The organism is Nonomuraea angiospora (assembly GCF_014873145.1).
GTDB classification, from domain to species: domain Bacteria; phylum Actinomycetota; class Actinomycetes; order Streptosporangiales; family Streptosporangiaceae; genus Nonomuraea; species Nonomuraea angiospora.
In genome coordinates this window covers 8,833,415-8,855,148 of record NZ_JADBEK010000001.1, presented here as the reverse complement: position 1 = coordinate 8,855,148, position 21,734 = coordinate 8,833,415, and the positions used below count along the sequence as shown (strand labels likewise).

Annotated in this window: 7 protein-coding genes; 3 read left to right on the top strand and 4 right to left on the bottom strand. The window is 69.3% G+C overall.

Going from position 1 to position 21,734, the window contains the following annotated elements; genetic code table 11:
• Positions 1-11 precede the first annotated feature (11 nt).
• Positions 12-11,906, bottom strand: a complete 11,895-nt coding sequence (locus H4W80_RS40910; RefSeq protein ID WP_192789949.1) for a polymorphic toxin-type HINT domain-containing protein — start codon at positions 11,904-11,906, stop codon at positions 12-14.
• A gap of 283 nt (positions 11,907-12,189) precedes the next feature.
• Entirely contained in the window at positions 12,190-13,695 is a 1,506-nt protein-coding gene (locus tag H4W80_RS40905) for a succinic semialdehyde dehydrogenase (protein WP_192789948.1), read from the bottom strand.
• Positions 13,696-13,768: 73 nt separating this feature from the next.
• Between H4W80_RS40905 and H4W80_RS61635 the strand changes: the two genes are divergently transcribed.
• The 3 genes from H4W80_RS61635 to H4W80_RS40890 all read left to right on the top strand — a co-directional run bounded on the left by H4W80_RS61635 (position 13,769) and on the right by H4W80_RS40890 (position 19,460).
• Positions 13,769-16,039 carry a protein kinase domain-containing protein gene (locus H4W80_RS61635; protein WP_225963922.1) on the top strand — a complete coding sequence of 757 codons (2,271 nt, stop codon included), beginning with the start codon at positions 13,769-13,771 and terminating at the stop codon, positions 16,037-16,039.
• Between the two features lie 31 nt (positions 16,040-16,070).
• Complete coding sequence (locus H4W80_RS40895) at positions 16,071-18,047, top strand: beta-propeller domain-containing protein (protein WP_192789947.1); 1,977 nt, start codon at positions 16,071-16,073, stop codon at positions 18,045-18,047.
• A gap of 159 nt (positions 18,048-18,206) precedes the next feature.
• Positions 18,207-19,460, top strand: a complete 1,254-nt coding sequence (locus tag H4W80_RS40890) for a S8 family peptidase (RefSeq protein ID WP_192789946.1) — start codon at positions 18,207-18,209, stop codon at positions 19,458-19,460.
• A gap of 61 nt (positions 19,461-19,521) precedes the next feature.
• Here the strand turns inward: H4W80_RS40890 and H4W80_RS40885 are convergent, their stop codons facing one another.
• Positions 19,522-20,004: a DinB family protein gene (locus H4W80_RS40885; protein ID WP_192789945.1), complete on the bottom strand. Its 483-nt coding sequence runs from the start codon at positions 20,002-20,004 to the stop codon at positions 19,522-19,524.
• On the bottom strand, positions 20,001-21,674 hold the full coding sequence (locus tag H4W80_RS40880; protein WP_378525699.1) for a glycerol-3-phosphate dehydrogenase/oxidase: 1,674 nt from the start codon (positions 21,672-21,674) through the stop codon (positions 20,001-20,003). Before H4W80_RS40880 ends, H4W80_RS40885 begins: the two co-directional genes overlap by 4 nt.
• Positions 21,675-21,734: the final 60 nt, after the last annotated feature.

The following is a 21,734-nucleotide window of genomic DNA, read 5'->3' as shown; positions in this document are numbered from 1 at the left end:
CAACCAGCCTTTTAATAGTCACTCCTGTTGCCCGCTCCACGGTTGCATGGAATGCATTCGGGTCTTACACCCCTTTGGTACTCATCGATGACTTCCTCGCGGGTCACCTCGGGGTCGAACTGCCTATTGCTCCACGACTTGTCGTGACCGAGATCTCCAGGGTTCTGGCCTGGGCCAGGAGAGCGGTGGATCTCACCGAGACACTTGGGGCCTTGCCTGGCACACAAGACACCGCCGGAGGGGCCAGGCGGAGCGTCGCTCCAGGCATCATTGACGGTGTCCACTCGGAAGTTCGGGCGGCTTGTCGTGTAGCCGGACTCGTTCGTACCACGGAGCTTACCGTCCTCATCGAGTTCGCCCGGCTTGATCCTTTCGGGGTCGCAGGCGAACTGCCCCCGCTCGTTGCGACGATCGCCGCGACCGGGATTGGCGTTGTGGACAAGTACATCCGAGTCTCCCGCGACGACGTAGTACGTGCTGAAGTCGTCAACGGTCAGGTTGTGGACGCGCTGTGAGACAGTGCGCTTCTCGACAGCCTTGATCTGTACGTACGTGCCTGCCGAGGTCTGCAGCCACGTCCCGGGCTGGAGCTTTCCTGCGCTGACCCAACGGCTCAGCTCCGGCACCCAGAACGGATGTGCCTCCGTCGCGGTGATCACGTCGGCGCCGGTCTCTGAAGCACCTCTCGTGGCCTGAAGCGTGATGTCCACCAGCGTCTTCGTGCCAACGCTCGTGATCAGGGCGGTGACGGGCCTGGGCTCGACCCTGCCGGTGACCGGATCCGCGGCCATGACCTCGTCGCCTGTCCTGATGAGCTCGATGGGCTTGCGGGAGCCATCGGCCAAGAGGATCAGCGTTCCCGGCACGAAACTGCTGGGACCACCGCAGGTGGTGCCCTCGTAACCGGGGACGTCCACGGGCAGATCTGGAGCGACCTCCTCGATGACCTCGTCGACGACCTCGTCTATGACGTCCTCGGTGATCTCCTCGACCACATCTTTGACGCAGGAGCGCAGGCTGCGGCAGGAGATGTCGACGTCCCACTCGTCGGCGGGGACGCCCCAGTCCATGCCGGTGCTGACCGCCGCCTCGTCGAGGATCGTGTCGACGACGGCTTCCTTGACCTTGCTGCTGCCCTTCCCGGCCTTCTTGACCGACTTCGCCGCCTTCTTCACCGACTTGGCGGCCTTGCCGGACTTCTTGACCACCTTCTTCGCTGACTTGGTGACCTTCTTGGCCGCCTTGCCCGCCTGCTTGCCGGCCTGCTTGACCGACTTGGTGACCTTCTTCGCCGCCTTGCCGACCTGCTTGACCGCCTTCTTGGCGGCCTTGCCCGCCTTCTTGGCGATCTGCTTCACGGCCTTCTTGGCGACCTGTTTGACGGTGCGCTTGCCCGCCTGCTTGGCGACCTGTTTGACCGTGCGCTTGCCTGCCTGCTTGACGACCTTCTTGCCGCCCTGTTTCACCGCTTGCCTGCCGCCTTGCTTGACGGCTTGCTTGCCGCCCTGCTTGGCCACCTGCTTGACGGACTGCTTGGCGACCTGTTTCACCGACTGCTTCGCGACCTGCTTGACGGCCTGCTTGGCGATCACTCGGGAGACCACGCGGACCGCGGCCGTCCTGATCGCCGCCTGGGCCGCCACCCGGACCGCCATGAACAGGAGGGGGAGGCAGAAGGGGCAGTTGCCGGAGGGGTCGGTGTAGCCGAGCGGGTTGCCGCTGGCGTAGGTGTAGCGGTTGAGGTTGATCGACGGGTACGGGTTGATCGTCCAGTCGTCGCGGGAGGCGAAGCCGCCGGTGCCCGGGATGTACCAGCGGGAGGCCATGTTGACCTTGCCGGTGACCGGGTCGGTGTACTCGCCCTGGTAGCCGAGGCGGCGCTTGGTGCCGACGCTGGCCACGACCTCGCCGAACGGGTTGTAGGCGGTGGAGTCCACGACCGCGTCGCCGGAGAAGGTGGCGACCACGTCGTCGTGCTGGTCGTTCATGATGCCCAGCCGGACGCCGTTCTCCTCCAGGCCGACGAGGTTGCCGTCGGCGTCGCGGCCGAACCTGGCCTTGACCGTGCCGGCCTGGTCGGTGACCGCGATGATGTCGTTCTCGATGCCGGCGTAGACGAAGCGCTCCTCGACGCCGCCCTGGGTCCTGGTGTTCAGGCGGCCCAGGTTGTCGTAGGTGTAGGTGGCGTCGCCGTCGGAGACGAGCTGGTCGTAGGCGTCGAACTTGAGTTGCTTGGTCACCCCGCCGGTGGTCTCGGTGGCCAGGGTGCCGCGTGGCGTGTAGGTGTAGTCGGTGCCGTTGCCCGACAGCAGCCGGTTGCGCTCGTCGTAGGCGAAGGTCTTGTCGCCCACCTTGGTCCGGTTGCCGGAGTCGTCCCACTCGTACGTGGTCTTGGTGCCGTCCGGGGCGATCCAGGACGTCATCCGGTCGGACTGGTCGTAGGTGTAGGCGTTGGTGCCCGCGCCCGCCAAGCCCTCGGTGGTCTTCGACTTGAGGTTGTCGTTCTTGTCCCAGTCGTAGGCGATCTTCGAGAGCTGGTTGCCGGCCGCGTTCTGCAGGATGTGGCTGGTGATCCGGTCCAGGTCGTCGTAGCCGAACTCCTGCTTGCCGCCCGGGTTGGCCGAGGTCAGCGTCTTGAGGCGGTCGGCGGTGTCGTAGCCGTAAGTGAGGGTGCGGCCGCTGACCGGCTCGGTAAGGGTCTCCAGGCGGTCGGCGGCGTCCCAGCCGTAGACGGTGGCGCCGTTGATGTCCTCCTGCTTGGTCGGGTTTCCGTACGCGTCGTAGGTGAACGCCGCGGTCTGCTTGCCGGCCTTGGCCACCTTGGTGAGCAGGCCGCGGTCGTTGTACTCGAGGGTGTAGTCGCCGAGGGTCGTGCTGCGGCCCATCCGGTCGTAGCCGAAGGTCCATTCGGGGGTGGCGGCCTCGGCGTTCGAGCCGTTCTCCCGCGCCAGGCGGCCGAGCTGGTCGTACTCGTTGTCGATGCGCACGCCGCCCGGCTGTAGCGCGGCCAGCATCTTGCCGCCCGCGTCGTAGACGAAGGTCCAGGTGCGGTCGGCCTCGTTCGGGTGGGCGGTGGTGGCCGGCTCGATCGTCTTCTCGGTCAGCCCGAGGCTGTTGTACGTGGTCCACGTCGTGTTGCCACGACCGTCGGTGGTGCGGGTCAGCCCGCCGGTCGCGTCGTACCCGTACGTCGTCTTGATCGTCTTGCCGTCGGAGACCGGCTCGGTCAGCTCGGTCAGCAGGTCCGTGGCGTCGTAGACGCTGCGGATGGTGTGCCCCTCGGGCGAGGTCTCGGACGTCTCGTTGCCGGCGAGGTCGTAGCCGAAGGTCGTGGTCCGCAGCTCCTTGCCGGTGCTGTCGGTCTCCTTGACCGCGATCTGCCGGCCCGCCAGGTCGTACTCGTTGATGGTGGAGTTGTTCAGCGGGTTGGTGACCTTGGTGGAGCGTCCGGCCAGGTCGTACTCGTAGGTGGTGGCGTTCCCGGCCGGGTCGGTCTCCTTGGTGATCTCCCCATCCGCGTTCACCTCCCACGTGGTGGTCCGGCCCAGCGGCCCGATCTCCTTGGTCCGCGCCCCGGCGTCGTTGTACTCCAGGTTGGTGATGTACGCGTCCAGGCTGGGCTTGCGCTCGATGACCGTGGCGGTGATCGCCCGGCCGAGGTCGTCGTAGGTGTTCTGGACGCGCGCACCGGTCGGGTCCACGGCGGCGAGCAGCTCACCGCCCAGGTCGTACTCGTACACCCACTGGCCGGCCGGCTGGCCCGTGACCGCGGGTTCGGTGACCCGGACCCGGTTGCCCAGGGCGTCGTACTCGGTGGTCCAGGTGGAGCCGCGGGCGTCGGTGAAGCTGGTCACCTGCCCCATGGGGTTGTAGGCGTAGATCTCCTTCGGCGTGAGCGTGCCGCCGCCCGGCTGCTGGTACTGGGGCTGGCTGACGGACACCAGCCGCCCGAGCCGGTCGAAGACCGAGGTGGTGATGTCACCGGCCTCATCCATCTCGTGCGTCCGGTTGCCCGCGGTGTCGTAGCCGATCCGGGTGGTGGGACGCTCGTTCTTGGCCGCAGCGCCGTAAGTCTCGACCTTGACCTCAGGCGCCTTCACCTCCGCGAGCCGGCCGGCCGCGTCATAGCGGTAGTGCGTGGTGAACGCGGCCGCCTCGGCGCCCGCGGCGGCGCCGCGCGGATCCGTCCGCTCCTGGATGAGGCCGCGCTCGTCCCGCTTGACGCTGATGGTGACGTCCTGGTCGCCGTTCTCCACGGTCTGCCGGACGAGGAGATCGTCGTCGTTGTAGACGTATCCGATCGTCTCGGTGCGGCTGGTTCCGGCCGCCGTCCGGGTGACCTTGGTGACGTTGTCGTTGGCGTCGTAGACGTAGGCGGTCTTGCGGGCCAGCTTCTCCGGGTCGAAGGTCTGCGAGGTGAGCCGGTCGGCGGCGTCGAACTCGTAGTCGGTGCGTTCGATGCCGCCCCCGCCGTCCACCCGGACGACGTTCCCGGACGGGTCGTAGGTGTTGGACTCGAGGATCACGTCACGCGGCGTGGTGGAGCCGTTGAGTTTCACGTCGTCGGCGATGACCTGCGAGAGCGAGTCGTCGGCGAAGTACGTGTAGCTGATCTTGCGCCCCATCGCGTCCGCGTGGGACGCCATGCGGCCCTCCGGGTCGTAGGCGTACGACTCGAGGACGACGTCCGTGGCCGGCTGCGGTGCGACCGGGCTGCCGGTCCAGCCCTTGAGCGTGCGGGTGGCCAGCTCGCCGCGCGGCGTGTAGCCGAACTCGTACCGGTTGCCCAGCTCGTCCACCAGGCTCGTACGGTCGCCCAGCCCGTTCCAGGTGTAGGTGATCTTCCCGTTCTCGGGGCCGGTCATGGTCTCGACCTGGCCGAACCCGTCGTAGGTGTAGGTGATCGTGCGCGCCGGGTCGCCGCCGGTGAGGTCGGCGGCGGTCTCGGTCAGCGTGTTGCCGTCGAGGTCGTAGGTGTAGGTCACCTGGGAGGTGTGGGTGACGCCGGTGACCTCGTTCTTGATGCCGGGCCCCTTGTGCGTGAGCACGCGGTTCATGGCGTCGTAGGTGAACGTCGAGGTCACGCCGTCGGGGTTGGCCGAGGAGATCTCGGTCTTGGTGCGGACGCGGCCGACGGCGTCGTGCGTGAACTTGGTGATCAGCCCGGCGGGCGTCTCGACCTGGGCGAGGTCGCCGGAGGCGGTGTAGGCGTAGGTGGTGGCCTTGCCCTTGTAGTCGGTCTCCGACTTGGCCAGGCCGGCCGGGGTCGTGCCGCCGCCGACGGCCGCTTCGGTGCCGTCGGTGTAGACCGTCTCGGTCTTCCGTCCTTGGGGGAAGTCGCTGGTCGGCGGGGTGGTCTCGGCGACCTCCTCGCCGTAGGAGTTGAAGGTCCAGGTGGTGGCGTACCGCTCGTCGTCCCTGGAGGACGAGCGCCCGTCACGGTGCACGATCACCTGGTCGTTGCGCGGGTCGAAGAGGTCGTCGACCTTCAGGTAGTAGTCGAAGTACTCCGTGAAGCAGCTCTTCGCGTCGCGGCAGGTCTTCTTGGCGATCATGTTGCCGCGCACGTCCCAGAACAGGTCGGCGCCGTTGCCGTTGCGGTCGACCACCTTGGTCAGGAAGCCGCCCACGTCGTAGCTGTAGCGGGTCACGTGGCCGAGCTGGTCGGTACGCGAGATGGTGCGGTAGCCGCGCATCGGGTCGTCGGCGTAGACCAGCGTCTTGCCGTTGGGGTCGGTGACCGTGGTGGCCGCCACCCGCAGCGTGGTGGACTCCAGGGTGTAGTTCGGGGCCGACAGCTTCCACTGTCCGCCGTTGTCGTCGGTGTGGGTGGTCAGCCGGCCGCCGTCGGCGGCGTAGGCGTTCTCGGCCCACACCCGGCCGGACGGCTGCACGATCTTGGCGAGCTGCGGCTGCGCCAGCCGGGCCGCGTAGTGGGTGCGGACCAGGCCCAGCCCCATCGGCTTGCCGTACAGGGCCACCTCGTCGATGTCGCCGGCGAACGGGAACGCCGCCGTGCTCGACGTGGTGGCCGGCCAGGCCGAGGAGGCGAAGCCGTGGCCGATCCGGGTCTCCCACTGGTCGAGGTGGGTGATGTTGCGGTCACCGCCCCCGATCTGGCCGCTGAGCGTGCCCACGACCTGGCCGTCCAGGAAGAGCGTCTGCGTGTTCTCCGCGCCGGACAGCACCACGTGGTGCCAGTTGCCGTCGTTCACCGCGGCGGCCGAGGTGATCGGCTCCGGCTTGCCGGTGTAGAACTGGCCGCGCAGCTTGCCGTCCGTACCCACGTACAGGGCGGGGGTGAAGGCGGTCGGCGTGTTGGTGGCCGAGTTCTGGTAGCCGATGATCGTGCCTGAGCCGGTCGTCTTGAACCAGGCCTCGACCGCGAGGCTGCCGCCCCGGCCACTGATCGTCGCCGAGGGCAGCGAGACGTACGTCGAGTTCGCGGCGCCCTTGAACCGCATGGCGGTGTCCGAGGAGCCGCCGAGCGCGCCCGGTACGCCCGCGACCAGGTCGCCGCCGGGGCCGGTCAGCTTGGCGTCATCGGTGCCCATGTTCCAGGCGGTGGCGCTGGCCACCTTGGTGCCGGTCGCGGTGCCGCTCTCGCCCAGCCGCCAGTAGCTGACCGGGTTGGAGTCCAGCGTGATGCTGCGATAGCGGGAGGCGTCGGTGTAGCTGTAGGTGGTGCAGGCGGTGCCGGCTCCCGGCGGGCACACCTTGGCGAGCTTGTCGCCGTCGTACTGATAGGTCCAGGTGATCGGCGAGCCGTCCACGGGGTCGGTGGACACGCTGGTCACGTGGTTGCCGGTCCAGGTGAACGCCAGCGACCTGCCGCCGGTCGCCGTGGCCTTGGCCAGCTTGCCGTCGGCCCCGTACTCCAGATCCTGGGTGCGGTTGCGGCTGTCGGTCAGCCTGGTCAGCCGGCCCTCGGAGTCGAACCAGTAGGAGGTGGACGACTTGTCCATCAGCCGCCAGCCGCCGTCGACCTTCGCCATCGTCGCGTGCGTGCCCGCGGGCGGCGCGTACGTGCCGTCGCCCTTGGCGGCGAACCGCACCTGCCGGCCGTCCGGGTAGGTCACCAGCACCGTCGCGCTCTGCGGCTCGTTCTCCAGCCGCATGTCCCACCGCGTCGTCCAGCCCGCGCCGAACGCCTGGTCGGTGCGAGGGTCAAGGCTGTTGTACGTCCGGGTCACCGACAGCGGCACCCCGGCCACCGGCACGGTGATGTCCGTGGTCGTGTGCGTGTAGTTGCCGGACACGTGGTTGAACTCACGGCCGTTGGTGCCCGAGGTGAGCAGCGCGTTGATGGTGCCCTGCTCCGGCGTGGGCGTGAACGCGCGCCACGACGAGGTGACCGTGCTGCCGTTGGCGGTCGCGCTGACGTACCAGTAGTACGTCTCGCCCCACTTCAGCTTGTTCGCGGGCACCTTGAAGCTGCCCGCCGTGCTCCACTCCTTGGACGCCTCGCACCAGGTCCAGTTCGGCTGCGTCCCCGCGCACACCTGGAACCAGTACTTGACCTCGGCCTCGTTCAGCGGCTGCGCGTGCGCCGACACCACCGGCGTCAGCGTGCCGACCTGGCTGTTGTTGTCGGGCGAGAACGTCTTGAACGGCAGCGCGCTCACCTTCGACGACACCCAGTCCGACCAGGGCCCGGTGACGCTGCTGGTGGTGACCGCGCGCACCCGCCAGCGAATCTGCCAGCCGTCCTTGAGCTTGCTCGCCGGCACCACCGTCCACGCGCGGGTGCCGGAGGCGTACGAGGTCGTGCCGGTGCCGGCGTAGATCTGGCCCGTGCCCTGCGCCGGCACGGCCGGATCGTGCTCGATCTCCATGCCCAGGTAGGAGCGCCGGTTCTGCGGATCGGTGACCGAGGCGTACAGCCACGGCGTCAGCGACCCGGCGGTCCAGGAGGCGGTGCCGCGCGTGCCGGGGCTCATCCCCAGGTCCTCGACGGAGGGCCGCTTCAGGTCCACCTTGGCGGAGACCCACTCCGACCAGGGGCCTACGAGGGAGCCCGTCTCGGCGCGCACGCGCCAGCGGATCAACCACTGATCCTGCAGTTTGGCGGACGGCACCTGCAGGTATGCCCGGGTGCCTGGAGCGACTGCCGTGCTGGTCCTGGCGGTCCAGATCTGGCCGGAGCCCTGGCTCGGCACCGAGGGGTCGTGCTCGACCTCGGCCCGCAGGTAGGCGTTGCGGTTCTCCGGATCCGTGACCGTCGCGTACAGGTTGGGAGTCAGCGACGCCAGCGTCCACACACCGGACTCCGCGGTGCCCGGTGTCGCTCCGAGCCCGGCGACCGACCCCTTCTTCAGGTCGATCTTGGCCGATTGCCAGTCCGTCCAGGGGCCGTTGACGCCCGACGTGGTCCGGCCGCGCACGCGCCAGCGGATCAGCCAGCCGTCCTGCAGCTTGGCCGTCGGTACTTGGATCCAGGCGTTCGAGCCCGAGGCGTAGGAAGTCGTGGCGGTGGCGGAGTGGATCAGGCCGGTGCCCTGTGCGGGCGCGTTGGGGTCATGTTCGATCTCGACGCCCAGGTAGGAGGCCCGGCTGTCGGGGTCGGTCACCTTGGCGTACACCCACGGCGTCACCGACGACGCCGTCCACGAACCATCGCCCTGGGTGCCCGGCGTCAGGCCGGGGGCGGTGATGGCCGGCTTGCCGATGTCCACTCTGGCGGTCTGCCAGTCGGTCCAGTTGCCGGTGGTGCGACCGGTGACGCTGCGCACCCGCCAGCGCACCAGCCAGCCGTCCTGCAGCTTCGCCGACGGCACCTGAACCCAGGTGTTGGAGCCGGAGGGGTAGGAGGTGGTGCCCGTGCCGGACCAGATCACTCCCGCGCCCTGCCCCGGTACCGAGGGATCGTGCTCGACCTCGGCCGACAGGAGGGACGCGGCGCCGCCAGGATCGGTCACCTTCAAGTAGAAGGAGGGGGTGAGCGTGGAGAACGTCCACAGTCCGGAGCCCTGGGTCGCGGGCAGAGCACCCAGCCCTGTTCCGGCCGGCTTGCTCACCTCGATCTTGCCCGTCTGCCACTGCGACCAGGGGCCGCTCGTGCCGTCGGCGGTGGCGCGCACCCGCCAGCGGATCAGCCAGCCGTCCTGCAATCTCCCGGACGGCACGGACAAGCTGTACGCACTGGATCCCGAAGTGAAGGACGTGACGTCGGTGCCCGACCAGATCCGCCCGCTGCCCTGGCTCGGCACCGAGGGATCGTGCTCGACCTCGGCCGTGAACAGCATCCGGCGGTCTTCGGGGTCGGTCACCACCGCCGTGAAGTACGGCGTCGTGCTGGAGAACGTCCACAGACCGGAGCTGAGCGTCCCCGTGTACGCGCCCAGACTGGCCACCGTCGGCTTGCTCAGGTCGATCTTGCCCGTCTGCCACTCCGACCAGGGGCCGCTCGTGCCGTCGGCGGTGGCGCGCACCCGCCAGCGGATCAACCAGCCGTCCTGCAATCTCCCGGACGGCACGGACAAGCTGTACGCCCTGGATCCCGAAGTGAAGGACGTGACGTCGGTCCCCGACCAGATCCGCCCGGAACCCTGACCGGCGGGAGCCGCGGGATCGTGCTCGACCTCGGCCGTGAACAGCATCCGACGGTCTTCGGGGTCGGTCACCACCGCGGTGAAGTACGGCGTCGTGCTGGTGAACGTCCACGAACTCGAACCGAGCGTCCCCGCGTACGCGCCCAGGCTCGCCACGGTCGGCTTATTCGTGTCGATCTTGCTCGTCTGCCACTCGGACCAAGGCCCCGCGACAGAGCCGTACTGCGCGCGCACCCGCCAGCGGATCAACCAGCCGTCCTGCAACTTCCCGGACGGCACGGACAAGCTGTACGCCCTGGATCCCGAAGGGAAGGACGTGACGTCGGTCCCCGACCAGATCCGCCCGGAACCCTGACCGGCGGGAGCCGCGGGATCGTGCTCGACCTCGGCCGCCAACTGCACGGAACGGCCTTCGGGGTCGGTCACCACCGCCGTGAAGTACGGCGTCGCACTGGAGAACGTCCACAGGCCGGAGCTGAGCGTCCCCGTGTATCCGCCCAGCTCCGACACGGTCGGCTTGCTGGTGTCGATCCTGCCCGTCTGCCACTCCGACCAGGGGCCCAAGACGGAGCCGTACTCGGCGCGCACCCGCCAGCGGATCAGCCATCCGTCCTGCAGCTTCCCTGACGGCACTGTCTTGCTGTACGCCCTCGTCCCCGAACCGAAGGACACGATGTCCTTGTCCGTCCAGATCTGACCGGAGCCCTGGCTCGGCACCGAGGGATCGTGCTCGACCTCGGCTCGCAGGTTGACACTGCGATCTTCGGGATCGCTCACCACCGCCGTGAAGTACGGCGTCGTGCTGGAGAACGTCCACAGGCCCGAGTTGAGCGTCCCCGCGTACGCGTCCAGGCTGGACACCGTCGGCTTGCTCAGGTCAATCTTGCCGGCCTGCCAGTCCGACCAGGGACCGGCCACACCGCCGGCCACCGCCCGCACCCGCCAGCGGATCTGCCACCCGTCCTGCAGCTTCCCGGACGGCACGCTGAGGCTGTACGCCCTCGAGCCTGAGGGGAAGGACACGTTGTCCTGCCCGGACCAGATCAGGCCGAAGCCTTGACCGGCGGCAGAGGGATCGTGCTCGACCTCCGCCCCCAGGCTCATCGAGCGGCCGTCCGGATCGGTGACCAGGGCCGTGAAGTACGGCGTGGCGTCGGAGAACCACCACATCCCTCCGCTGGCCACCCCGGTGGAGGACAGTGCTGAGACTGTCGGCTTGCTCGTATCGATCTTGCCGGCCTGCCACTCGGACCAGGGCCCGGCGACGGAGCCGTATTCGGCGCGTACCCGCCAGCGGATCAGCCACCCGTCCTGCAGCTTCCCTGACGGCACGGTCAGGCTGTACGCCCTCGAACCTGGGGCGAAGGACACGTTGTCCCGCCCGGACCAGATCAGGCCCGAGCCCTGGCCGCCGGCGCTCGGGTCGTGCTCGACCTCGGCCTTGAACAGCACGGAACGGCCTTCAGGGTCGTTCACCAGGGCCGTGAAGTACGGCGTCGTGCTGGAGAACGTCCACAGGCCCGAGTTGAGCGTCCCCGTGTACGCGCCCAGGCTGGACACCGTCGGCTTGCTGACGTCGATCTTCCCCGCCTGCCAGGACGACCATGCCCCCGCCGTCCCGCTCGAAAGGCCCCGCACGCGCCAGCGGATCAGCCACCCGTCCTGCAGCTTCCCTGAGGGCACGAACGGGCTGTAGACCCGCGTCCCCGACGACGAATGGCTCGTCTCCTGCCCCGACCAGATCAGCCCTGTGCCCTGGGCGGGAACGGAGGGGTCATGCTCGATCTCGACGCCCAGCGTGACTGCGTTCCCGCTCGGCTCGGTCACCACCGCGGAGAAGTACGGGGTCGTATTGCTGAACGTCCAAATGCCTGAACTGAGTTTTCCGGAGGAGGACACGGAAGACACCGTGGGCGCCGCCGCGGTGACGGCGAATGCGGTGTGCGCGGCGCCCGACACCCGGGTCACCGCCTTTTTGACCGGCGGCGGGACAATCTGCCATGCGGCCGGTTTCACCATCGGCGGCCGGCCGACACCCTTCGGCTTTTCATTTGTGTCCGGCGCGTCGCTCTTCGGTGCGTCGGGAGTATCGCTCTGCGGCAGCGGCGGCGGCTGTTTGAGCCCTCCGGTGGCGGGCTCGTCGGTCAATTCGAAGCGTTTCTCGGGCGGCAGCGCCCCCTTGGGGCGTTTGCCGTTCCCCGGCCCTGCGGGCCCGTCCGGCCCAACGTCCGAGCGGGTGGCGTCGGCCCCCACCTGGTGCGGGAGGTTCTTCGCGGTCCCCTGCTGCTGCTCGGGGAGCACCGGAGCCACGGGCGTGACGTCGGCGGCCACGGGAAGCGCGTCAAGCTGGAGCAATCCTGGAAGTAGTGCGATGACCAGAACCGCGGCTAAGCGAATAATCCAGCGAGAAGGTCCTGATAAGCCCAGCCCAAAACCACAGGAGCGCACGCGACCACCCTCCGAACACCCAAAGAAAAAGGCTCCGAAAAACTCCGGCTGCCGCAGGCGCCCGGAGAACGATCAAGTACCAAACGACCAGAAAATTAGCAGGAGATCTTCAGGCTTCATAGTGTGACCTTGATCACACTATAAAATGTAGATAAAATCTAGACGGACGGGCCCCTCGGCACATCGCGAGTTACTTGATCCGTAGCCTTCTCATCACTTTCAGTGCGCCCGCCAGAATGTCCGCCCATTTCTCGTACGGCACCCCGGCCGGCGGCTCGAACCCCAGCCGGCCCGCCTGCGAGGCCACCGTCCTGGCCTCCGTGTAGCGCAGCAGCCCCTCGACCCCGTGCCTGCGGCCGAGCCCCGACGCCTTCACTCCGCCCATCGGGGCGTCATAGGACGCGTACGCGGAGGCGTAGCCCTCGTTGATGTTGACCGTCCCGGCGTTGACCCGGGCGGCCAGACGGCGGGCGCGGGCCGGGCTGGAGGTCCAGATGGAGGCGTTGAGTCCATAAACGGTGTCGTTGGCCAGCTCGACCGCCTCGTCCTCGGTGGAGAAGGGGTAGAGCGCCACCACGGGGCCGAACGTCTCGTTGCGGCACAGCTCCATGTCCTCAGCGACCCCGGTGAGCACGGTCGGCTCGTAGAACAGCGGGCCGAGGTCGGGCCTGGGCCTGCCGCCGGTCAGCACCTTCGCTCCCTTGGCCACGGCGTCGTCCACGTGCGCGGTGACGGCGTCGAGCTGGCGGCGGGAGGTGAGCGAGCCCATCTGCACGGTCCAGTCGTGCCCGGCACCGAGCTTGAGCGCGCGGGTCTCGCGGACGAAGCGCTCGGTGAAGGCGTCGAAGACGGGCGCGTGCACGTACAGGCGCTCGATCGACAGGCAGAGCTGGCCGGCGTTGGTGAAGCAGGCGCGCAGGGCGCCCTGCACGGCCACGTCGAGGTCGGCGTCGTCGAGCACGATCATCGGGTTCTTGCCGCCGAGCTCCAGCGAGCAGCCGATGAGCCGCTTGGCCGCCTCCTCGGCGATCTTCCTGCCGGCGCGGGTGGAACCGGTGAAGACGACGTAGTCGGCGTGGTCGAGCAGCGCGTCGCCGATCTCGGCCGGCTCGCCGAGCACGACCTGCCAGATCTCGCGCGGCATGCCCAGCTCGGCCAGCAGGTCGATGGTCCAGAGCGTGGACTGGGCGGTCTGCGTGTCCGGCTTGTGCACGATCGCGTTGCCGGCCAGCAGCGCGGGCACCGCGTCGGTGACGCCCAGCGCGAGCGGGTAGTTCCACGGGGAGATCAGCGCGACCACGCCCTTGGGCCGGCGCAGCTCCACGACGCGGGTGGCGCCGGGGAAGACGCCCTTGCGGGCGCGCGGCGCGAGCAGGCCGGGCGCCCGGCGGGCGTAGTGGAGCGCGCAGCCCGCGACGTCGAGCACCTCCTCGAAGGCGTGCTTGCGGGCCTTGCCCGTCTCGTCCTGGACAATGTCGAGGATCTCGGCGCGCCGGTCGAGGATCGCGTCGTGCAGCCGCAGGAACGGTCTCGCCCGCTCCGCCACGGGCCTGCGCGCCCACTCGGCCTGGGCGGCCCTGGCCTTCTCGTAGGCCCTGCGGACGTCGTCGACGTCCGAGACGGGCAGCTCAGCGAGGGTTTCGCCGGTGAAGGGGGCGAAGATGTGCCGTGTCCTACCGCTGGACGTCACGTGCATGCCAGAAGGATATTCAGCCTGGCTACCCACGGGTAGTTTTTGCGGATTCACGCCGTAGCGACAGAATCCCTACATGGCAACCTTCGCTCCGCTACGCCCCGGAGATCCACAGCGGCTGGGGGGCCTGGATCTCCTCGGCCGGCTCGGCGAGGGCGGTCAGGGCGTCGTCTACCTCGCCAAAGGCCCCGACGACTCCCGCGTGGCCGTCAAGTGGCTGCGGCCCGATCTGTCGGGCGACCAGGTGAGCGCCGAGAGGTTCATGCGCGAGGTCGAGGTGGCCCAGCAGGTGGCGCCGTTCTGCACCGCCGCCGTCCTCGGCACCGGGGTCGAGCAGGATCGGCCGTACATCGTCAGCGAGTTCATCGAGGGGCCCTCGCTGCACCGGGTCGTGCAGGAGGACGGGCCGCGTACGGGCACCGTCCTGCACCGCCTGGCCATCGGCACTGCCACCGCGCTGGCCGCCATCCACCAGGCCGGCATCGTCCACCGCGACTTCAAGCCGGCCAACGTGATCATCGGCGTCGACGGGCCCCGGGTGATCGACTTCGGCATCGCCAGGGCGCTGAACGCCACCTCCACGATCAGCAGCATGGTCGTGGGCACGCCGGCGTACATGTCGCCCGAGCAGATCATGGGGCACACGGTCGGCCCGGCCGCCGACATGTTCTCGTGGGCGAGCGCGATGGTCTTCGCCGCCTCGGGGCAGGCGCCGTTCGGCAGCGACACGATGCCCGCGGTGATCAACCGCGTCCTCAACCAGCATCCCGACCTGGGCATGCTCGACGGCCAGCTGCGTGACGTGGTGGCCGCCTGCCTGTCCAAGGACCCCGCGCAGCGGCCGTCGGCCGAGCAGGTCATCATGCAGTTGCTGCGGCACCCGGCGCCGGGCGCCACGCCCAGCTCCGGGCCGCAGCCCACGCCCGGCTCCGGCATCCTCGCGCAGGCCGCCGCCGAGGCCGCCCCCGCGCCGTCGTCGCCCTTCGCGTCGCCCTCGGGACCGCTGGGCCCGCACTCGGGACCGGTGGCCCCCCGTCCTGGGCCGCATCCGGGCCCGTACTCCGGGCCGCCGTCCGGGCCAATGCCGGGTCCGCCGCCGGGGCCCGCGTCGGGCCCCGGCCCGTACCCGGGGCCCGGCGGGCACTCCGGCCCCATCCCGCACACCGGCTCCGTCGCCCCGTCCCCCCAGCCGCCGTGGCAGCCTCCCGGGCCCTACTCCCAGCCCACGCACCCGAGCTGGGCCGACCAGCGGCCGCCGAAGAAGAGCAGGGCGCCGCTGGTCGCCGGCATCACGGTGGCGGTCGCGCTGCTGATCCTGGCCGGTGTGGTCGTGTACGTCCAGGCCGACAAGGCGACGATGGCCGGCCCGGTCAACACCCCGGCGCCGACTTCGAGGCAGACCAGGGCGGCCGCCCCCACCGGGCAGGCCGTGCCGAGGCCGGGCATCAAGAAGGCGCTCCCCGGCGCGAAGATCTCCCTCTACGAGGACCCGGGCGACGCGATCGTGCTGACCTCCTACGAGATCTACGACAAGAAGAAGGACGACTGGATCGACTACGCCAGGGGATCGCTGCGCGGCTCGTTCACGAAGTACGCCGCCAACTGGGAGTCGAGGGTCTCCCCCGACGGCCGCTACCTCGCCGAGAGGGGCAGCAAATACAGCTCCGACGACTTCGACTTCATCGTCCTCACCGACCGGCAGACCGGCGACCGTTCGACGATCAAGACTGTCAAGGAGCCTCTGATCAGCAGCATCAGGGCGTGGTCGAGGGACGGCTCCAAGATCCTGCTCAACACCCAGCGCAAGGTCGGAAGCAAGTGGCTCTACCTGGGCTTCGTCATCGTGGACGTGGCCGGCAAGAAGGCCACCCAGGTCGACGTCAGCGACACCTCCGTACGCCAGACGGCCTTCGGCTTCGACGGCGCCGAGGACGGCGCCGTGAACGTCTACGGCGACGAGAAGAACCGCAGCCTGCGCTTCTACAACGCTCTGGGCAAGGCCACGCACTCGGCGAACGAGATCGGCACGCTGTCCGCCGGCACGCAGGACATCTTCTCGCCCTCCGGCAAGGCGTTCGTCACGAACTGCCCCAACGGCGGCGACGGCGACCACTGCATCTGGGACACCCGGTCGGGCGAGCGCCTGCGTAAGTTCTCCTCCCAGTGCGACAAGGTCCTCGGCTTCTACGACGAGACCCACCTCTACTGCTGGGAGCAGGACAACGGCGCCGACGACGAGATCCAGGTGGTCGACTTCACCGGGAAGCTCGTGCGCAAGCTGCTCGAGGTGCCCGACGACATCGACTTCAGCCCGGTCTTCACCGTCAACCCGAACAAGCGCTCCTGAACCATCCGCCCGGGGCAGCCGTCATGAGGGCATGAAGACGCTGATCCGCACGGCCGCGACCGTCGCGGCGCTGGCGACGGCCGCGGTCGCCTGCACCTCCACGACCGCCGGCACGCCGCCGAAGCCCAGGGCGAGCTCGCTCGGCGCGATCCGCCTGGTGGCCTACACCGGCTGCGACGACCTGCTGTCCGGGCTGCGCGAGCACGCCGCTCAGCGCGTCACCCCGTGGGGGTTCGACAACGTGATGCCCCTCGCGTACATGGAGGACTCCGCCCGCTCGGTCACCGCGAACGCCAAGACGAGCACCCCCGAGCACTCCACGACCAACGTGCACGAGGCCGGGGTGGACGAGCCCGACGTGGTCAAGACCGACGGCGACCGGGTCATCACCGTCAAGGACGGCGTCCTGCGGATCATCGACACCGCCACCAGGAAGGTCACCGGCTCGCTCAAGCTGACGGAGGGCGAGAACGGGCCCGGCGTGCCCGCCGACCTGCTGGTCTCGGGCGACCGCGCGCTCGTGCTGATGCGCGGCGGCGACATCATGTACAAGCGGATGGCCGGCTTCGCCCCGCAGGGCGACACGAGGTACGTGCTGGTCGACCTGTCGGGCGCGCCCAAGGTGCTGAGCACGATCAAGCCGCAGGGCTCGTACGTGGACGCCAGGATGGTCGGCTCCACGGTCAGGCTGGTCACCCGCAGCCAGCCGGACATCGCCTTCCCCGAGTTCAAGGAGGACGTCTCCGAGGCCGAGCGCGTCAAGCGCAACCAGGCCGTGGTCCGGCAGGCGCCGGCGGACGCCTGGCTCCCCAAGATCGAGATCACCGACGCGTCCGGCGCCGTCAGGAAGGACTCGGTGAAGTGCGAGCGGATCAGCCACCCGGCCGACTACACCGGCACCTCGCTGCTGACCGTGCACACCATCGACCTGGCGCAGGGCGTGACCGCCGCGGGCACCGACCCGATCAGCCTGGCGGCCGACGGCGACATCGTGTACGGCACCGGCAGCAGCCTCTACGTGGCCAGCAACCCGCGCTGGTGGATGCCGGTGGTGATCAGCGAACCGGCGGTGGAGACCCCGGCGACCACCCCGTCCTCCGGAGAGGCCGCCCCGGCCGTGGAGCCCACGCCCACGGACCCCCCGGTGCCGGACACCCCGACGCCCAGCCCGGAGCCGACGATCCCGCCTGAGGAGACCGAGGTCCACCGGTTCGACATCGGCTCGCCCGGCGCACCCTCCTACGTGGCCTCGGGCAAGGTCCCCGGCCGGCTGCTGAACCAGTACTCGCTGTCGGAGTACGACGGCCACCTGCGCGTCGCCACCACGCTCACCTCCCCTGACGGCAAGAACAGCTCCAGCGCCGTCTACGTGCTCAAGGCCGACACCCTGGCCAGGACCGGCGAGGTCGGCGGCCTCGGCGAGGGCGAGCGGATCTACTCGGTCAGGTTCATCGGCCCGGTCGGCTACTGCGTCACGTTCAGGCAGGTCGACCCGCTCTATACGCTCGACCTGCGCGACGCGGCGGCACCCAAGGTGACGGGCGAGCTGAAGATCACCGGCTACTCCGCGTACCTGCACCCCGGCGCCGAGGGCCGGCTGATCGGCATCGGCCAGGAGGCCAGCGAGAAGGGCAGGACGCTGGGCACGCAGGTCTCGCTGTTCGACGTGAGCGATCCGGCCGGTCCGCGCAGGCTGTCGCAACTGTTCCAGAAGGACTCGGGCTCGACGGCCGAGTGGGACCCGCACGCGTTCCTGTACTGGCCCAAGACCGGCCTGGCGGTGATCCCGCTGACTCAGCAGACCGAGTCGGGCGGGCTCGTCCTGAAGATCGACGACTCGGGCGTGACCAAGCTCGGCATGATCAAGCACCCGGGCAAGGACGAGTACCAGGCCGGGATCCAGCGGGCGCTGGTCATCGGCGACTCGATCTGGACGCTCTCGTACGACGGCATCCAGGTCAACGACGCCGCCACGCTGGCACAACAGGCGTGGATCCCACTTCGGTGACCCCCAAACCTACTGATTTCGTATGAAATTTGCACCTTCTCCCCAATAGACAGACGCCCCACAGCTGATGAAAACTTTACTAACCATGTAATGTCGGACTCAGCGGATTTGTCATGACATGAGTCTCCTGAGTCCGCGACACAGGAAGGGCTCACGCCGATGCGAACACGCACCCCCCTGCTCGCATTGCTCGTCAGCGCCGTGGCGTTAGCCATGGCGCCGCCGCCCGCCGCCGCCGCAGCGCAAGACGCCCAGGCGGCGGAAGGGACGTACATCGTCGAACTCAAGCCGACCACGCGGGCGGGGCTCCGCAGCGCGGCCCAGGACCAGGTGTCCCAGGCCGGCGGTCAGCTCGTCGGCGTCTACGAGCACGCGTTCAAGGGCTACACCGCCCGCCTGAGCGCGAGCGCGGCCGAGCAGCTCAAGCGGAACCCGAACGTCCTCAGCGTCGAGCCCGACGCCGAGGTGACCGCCTTCGCGCAGACCACGCCCACCGGCGTACGGCGCATCTTCGGTCCCAGCAACCCGAACCTGGACATCGACGGCACCGATGACGTGCGCATCAACACGGACGTCGCCGTCATCGACACCGGCGTCGACTACACCCACCCCGACCTGAACGTGGTCGCCCGCGCCAACTGCGTGTCCGGCGTCTGCACGAACAACGCCGGCGTCGACGACAACGGCCACGGCTCGCACGTCGCGGGCATCGTCGGCGCGATCGACAACTCCATCGGCTCGGTCGGCGTCGCCCCCGGCGCCCGCATCCACGCCGTGAAGGTGCTCAACTCGGCCGGCTCGGGCACCCTGTCCGCGATCGCCGCCGGCATCGACTGGGTGGTGGCCCGCGCCTCCACCATCGAGGTCATCAACCTGAGCCTGGGCTGCAGCGGCTGCACCAGCAGCGCGATCAGCAACGCGATCACCAATGCCGTCAACGCCGGCATCGTGGTCGTGGTGGCCGCGGGCAACAGCCACGCGAACACGTCCTCGTTCTTCCCCGCCAACCACCCCGACGTGGTCACCGTCTCGGCGCTGACCGACAACGACGGCCTGGCCGGCGGCGCGGGCGGCAGCACGCTCTCGTGCCGCAGCGAGACCGACCAGGACGACACCTCGGCGTTCTACTCCAACTACGGCTCCACCGTCGAGATCACCGCACCCGGCACCTGCATCTACTCGACGTGGATGAACGGCGGCTACAACACGATCAGCGGCACCTCGATGGCCAGCCCTCACGTGGCGGGCGCGGCCGGCATCCTCACCGCGGGCACCCGCAAGCCGACGACCAGGGCGGGCTCGCTGGCCGTACGGACCAAGCTGATCTCCACCGGTAACTCCAACTGGACCGACGACTCCGGCGACGGCGTCAAGGAGCCCCTGCTCGACGTGCACGACGCCACGCAGTACTGACAGACCACCCTGGATAGGGGCGGTACGCGGATCCCGCAGCGCCGCGTGCCGCCCCCTCCCTTTACCGCGCCTCGGCCAGCTCGCGGGCGATGTCCAGGTGGCCCGCGTGGCGCATGTACTCCTCCAGGACGTGGAACATGATCCACGCCAGCGTCGGCGGCTCCTCGGGCGGCTGGAACCGGCCGATCCGCGAGGCCACGTCGGACAGGCCCGCTCCCGCCACCGCCTGCCTGGACCGCTCGCACTGCGCCAGGTAGAAGTCCTTGATCTCCTCGAACGACTCGTCCGCGACGAGCAGGTCGTCCTCGTCGCGGTCACTCCACGGGTCCTCCACCTGCTCGCCCGCGAAGTCCCAGACGAACCAGCGCCGCTCCATGTACGCCAGGTGCTTGAGCATCGACACCGGCGTCCACCCGGACGGCACCCGGCTCACCCCGGGCTCGGGGAACCCGTCCAGCTTGCGCAGGATCTCCTCGCGGTAGTGGTCGAGGTAGCCTTCCAGCAGCTCGCGGGGATCGGACAACTGCTTGGAAGGTTCACTCATGACTGCTCCGGGGGCACGACGGGGACGATCTCCGGCGCGCCGAGCCTGATCGCGTCGGCCTCCTGGTCGGAGACCTGCTCCTGCGAGCGGCGCTCGGCCTCGACACGCTTCGTGTAGTATTCCACCTCCCTTTTCACCTGCTCGCTGTCCCAGCCGAGCGGCCCGGCCATCAGCTCGGCGGCCTCCTGCGCCACGGCCAGGCCGCGGTGAAAGGTCTCGATCGAGATGCGCGTACGCCGGGTCAGCACGTCGTTGAGATGCCTGGCCCCCTCGTGGGTGGCGGCGTAGACGATCTCGGCGCGCAGATAGTCGTCGGCCCCCGACAGCGGCCTGCCCAGCGACGGCTCGCGCTCGACCAGCTCCAGCACCTCGTCGATCATCGAGCCGTAGCGCTGCAGCAGGTGCTCGATCCTGGCCACGTGCAGCCCGGAGGTGTGGGCGATGCGGTGCCTGGAGTTCCACAGCGCCTGGAAGCCCTCGGCGCCGGCGAGCGGGATGCGGTCGGTGCAGGAGCGCGGCACCCGCTGGTCGAGCCCGTGCGCCACCGCGTCCACCGCGTCCTTGGCCATGACCCGGTAGGTCGTGTACTTGCCGCCGGCGATCATGACCAGGCCCGGCACCGGGTGCGCCACCACGTGCTCCCTGGACAGCTTGGAGGTCTCCTCCGACTCGCCCGACAGCAGCGGGCGCAGCCCCGCGTAGACGCCTTCGACGTCGTCGTGGTTCAGGGGCACGGACAGCACGGAGTTGACGTGGTCGAGCAGGTAGTCGATGTCCGCGCGGGAGGCGGCGGGGTGGCTCTTGTCGAGCGTCCACTCGGTGTCGGTGGTGCCGATGATCCAGTGGCGGCCCCAGGGGATCACGAAGAGCACGGACTTCTCCGTGCGCAGGATGATCCCGGTCAGCGAGTGGATCCGGTCCCGCGGGACCACGAGGTGGATGCCCTTGGACGCGCGTACGTGGATCTGGCCCCGGCCTCCGACCAGCTCCTGGATGTCGTCGGTCCAGACGCCGGTGGCGTTCACCACCTGCTGGGCGCGTACGTCCAGCTCGTCGCCCAGCTCCAGGTCGCGCACGCGTACGCCGGTGACCCGCTCGCCCTCCCGCAGGAACCCCAGCGCCTGCGCCCGCGGCGCGATCTGCGCGCCGTAGGTGGCGGCGGTGCGCAGCAGGCTCACCACGTAGCGGGCGTCGTCCACCTGCGCGTCCCAGTACTGGACGGCGCCCGTGAGAGCGGACTTCTTGAGCGCAGGGGCCAGCCGCAGCGCCCGCGACCTGGACAGGTGCCGGTGGCCCGGCACGCCGCGGGTGGTCCCGGCCGCGGCGCCGAGCGTGTCGTAGAGCGCCACGCCCGCGCCGACGTAGACCCGCTCCCACACGTAGTGGGTCAGCGGGAAGAGGAACGGCACCGGCTTGACCAGGTGCGGGGCGATCCGCTGCAGCAGCAGCGCCCGCTCCCGCAGGGCCTCGCGCACCAGCTCGAAGTTGAGCTGCTCCAGGTAGCGCAGGCCCCCGTGGATGAGCTTGGAGGAGCGCGAGGAGGTGCCGGAGGCGAAGTCCCTGGCCTCCACCAGGGCCACGTCGAGCCCTCTGGTCGCGGCGTCGAGCGCGATCCCGGCGCCCACGATGCCGCCGCCGACCACGACCACGTCGAAGTCCTGCCCGGCCATGCGCTCCAAGGCCGCGGTCCGCTCCGCCGGCCCTAGCTGAGCCACGCACCTTCCCGGCGT

What these genes read in the sequence shown, in the direction of transcription:
- H4W80_RS40905 (WP_192789948.1), bottom strand. Translation starts at nt 13,695, where the DNA reads ATGCACGTGACGTCCAGCGGTAGGACACGGCACATCTTCGCCCCCTTC.
- H4W80_RS40880 (WP_378525699.1), bottom strand. Translation starts at nt 21,674, where the DNA reads ATGGCCGGGCAGGACTTCGACGTGGTCGTGGTCGGCGGCGGCATCGTG.
- H4W80_RS40890 (WP_192789946.1), top strand. Translation starts at nt 18,207, where the DNA reads ATGCGAACACGCACCCCCCTGCTCGCATTGCTCGTCAGCGCCGTGGCG.
- H4W80_RS40885 (WP_192789945.1), bottom strand. Translation starts at nt 20,004, where the DNA reads ATGAGTGAACCTTCCAAGCAGTTGTCCGATCCCCGCGAGCTGCTGGAA.
- H4W80_RS61635 (WP_225963922.1), top strand. Translation starts at nt 13,769, where the DNA reads ATGGCAACCTTCGCTCCGCTACGCCCCGGAGATCCACAGCGGCTGGGG.
- H4W80_RS40895 (WP_192789947.1), top strand. Translation starts at nt 16,071, where the DNA reads ATGAAGACGCTGATCCGCACGGCCGCGACCGTCGCGGCGCTGGCGACG.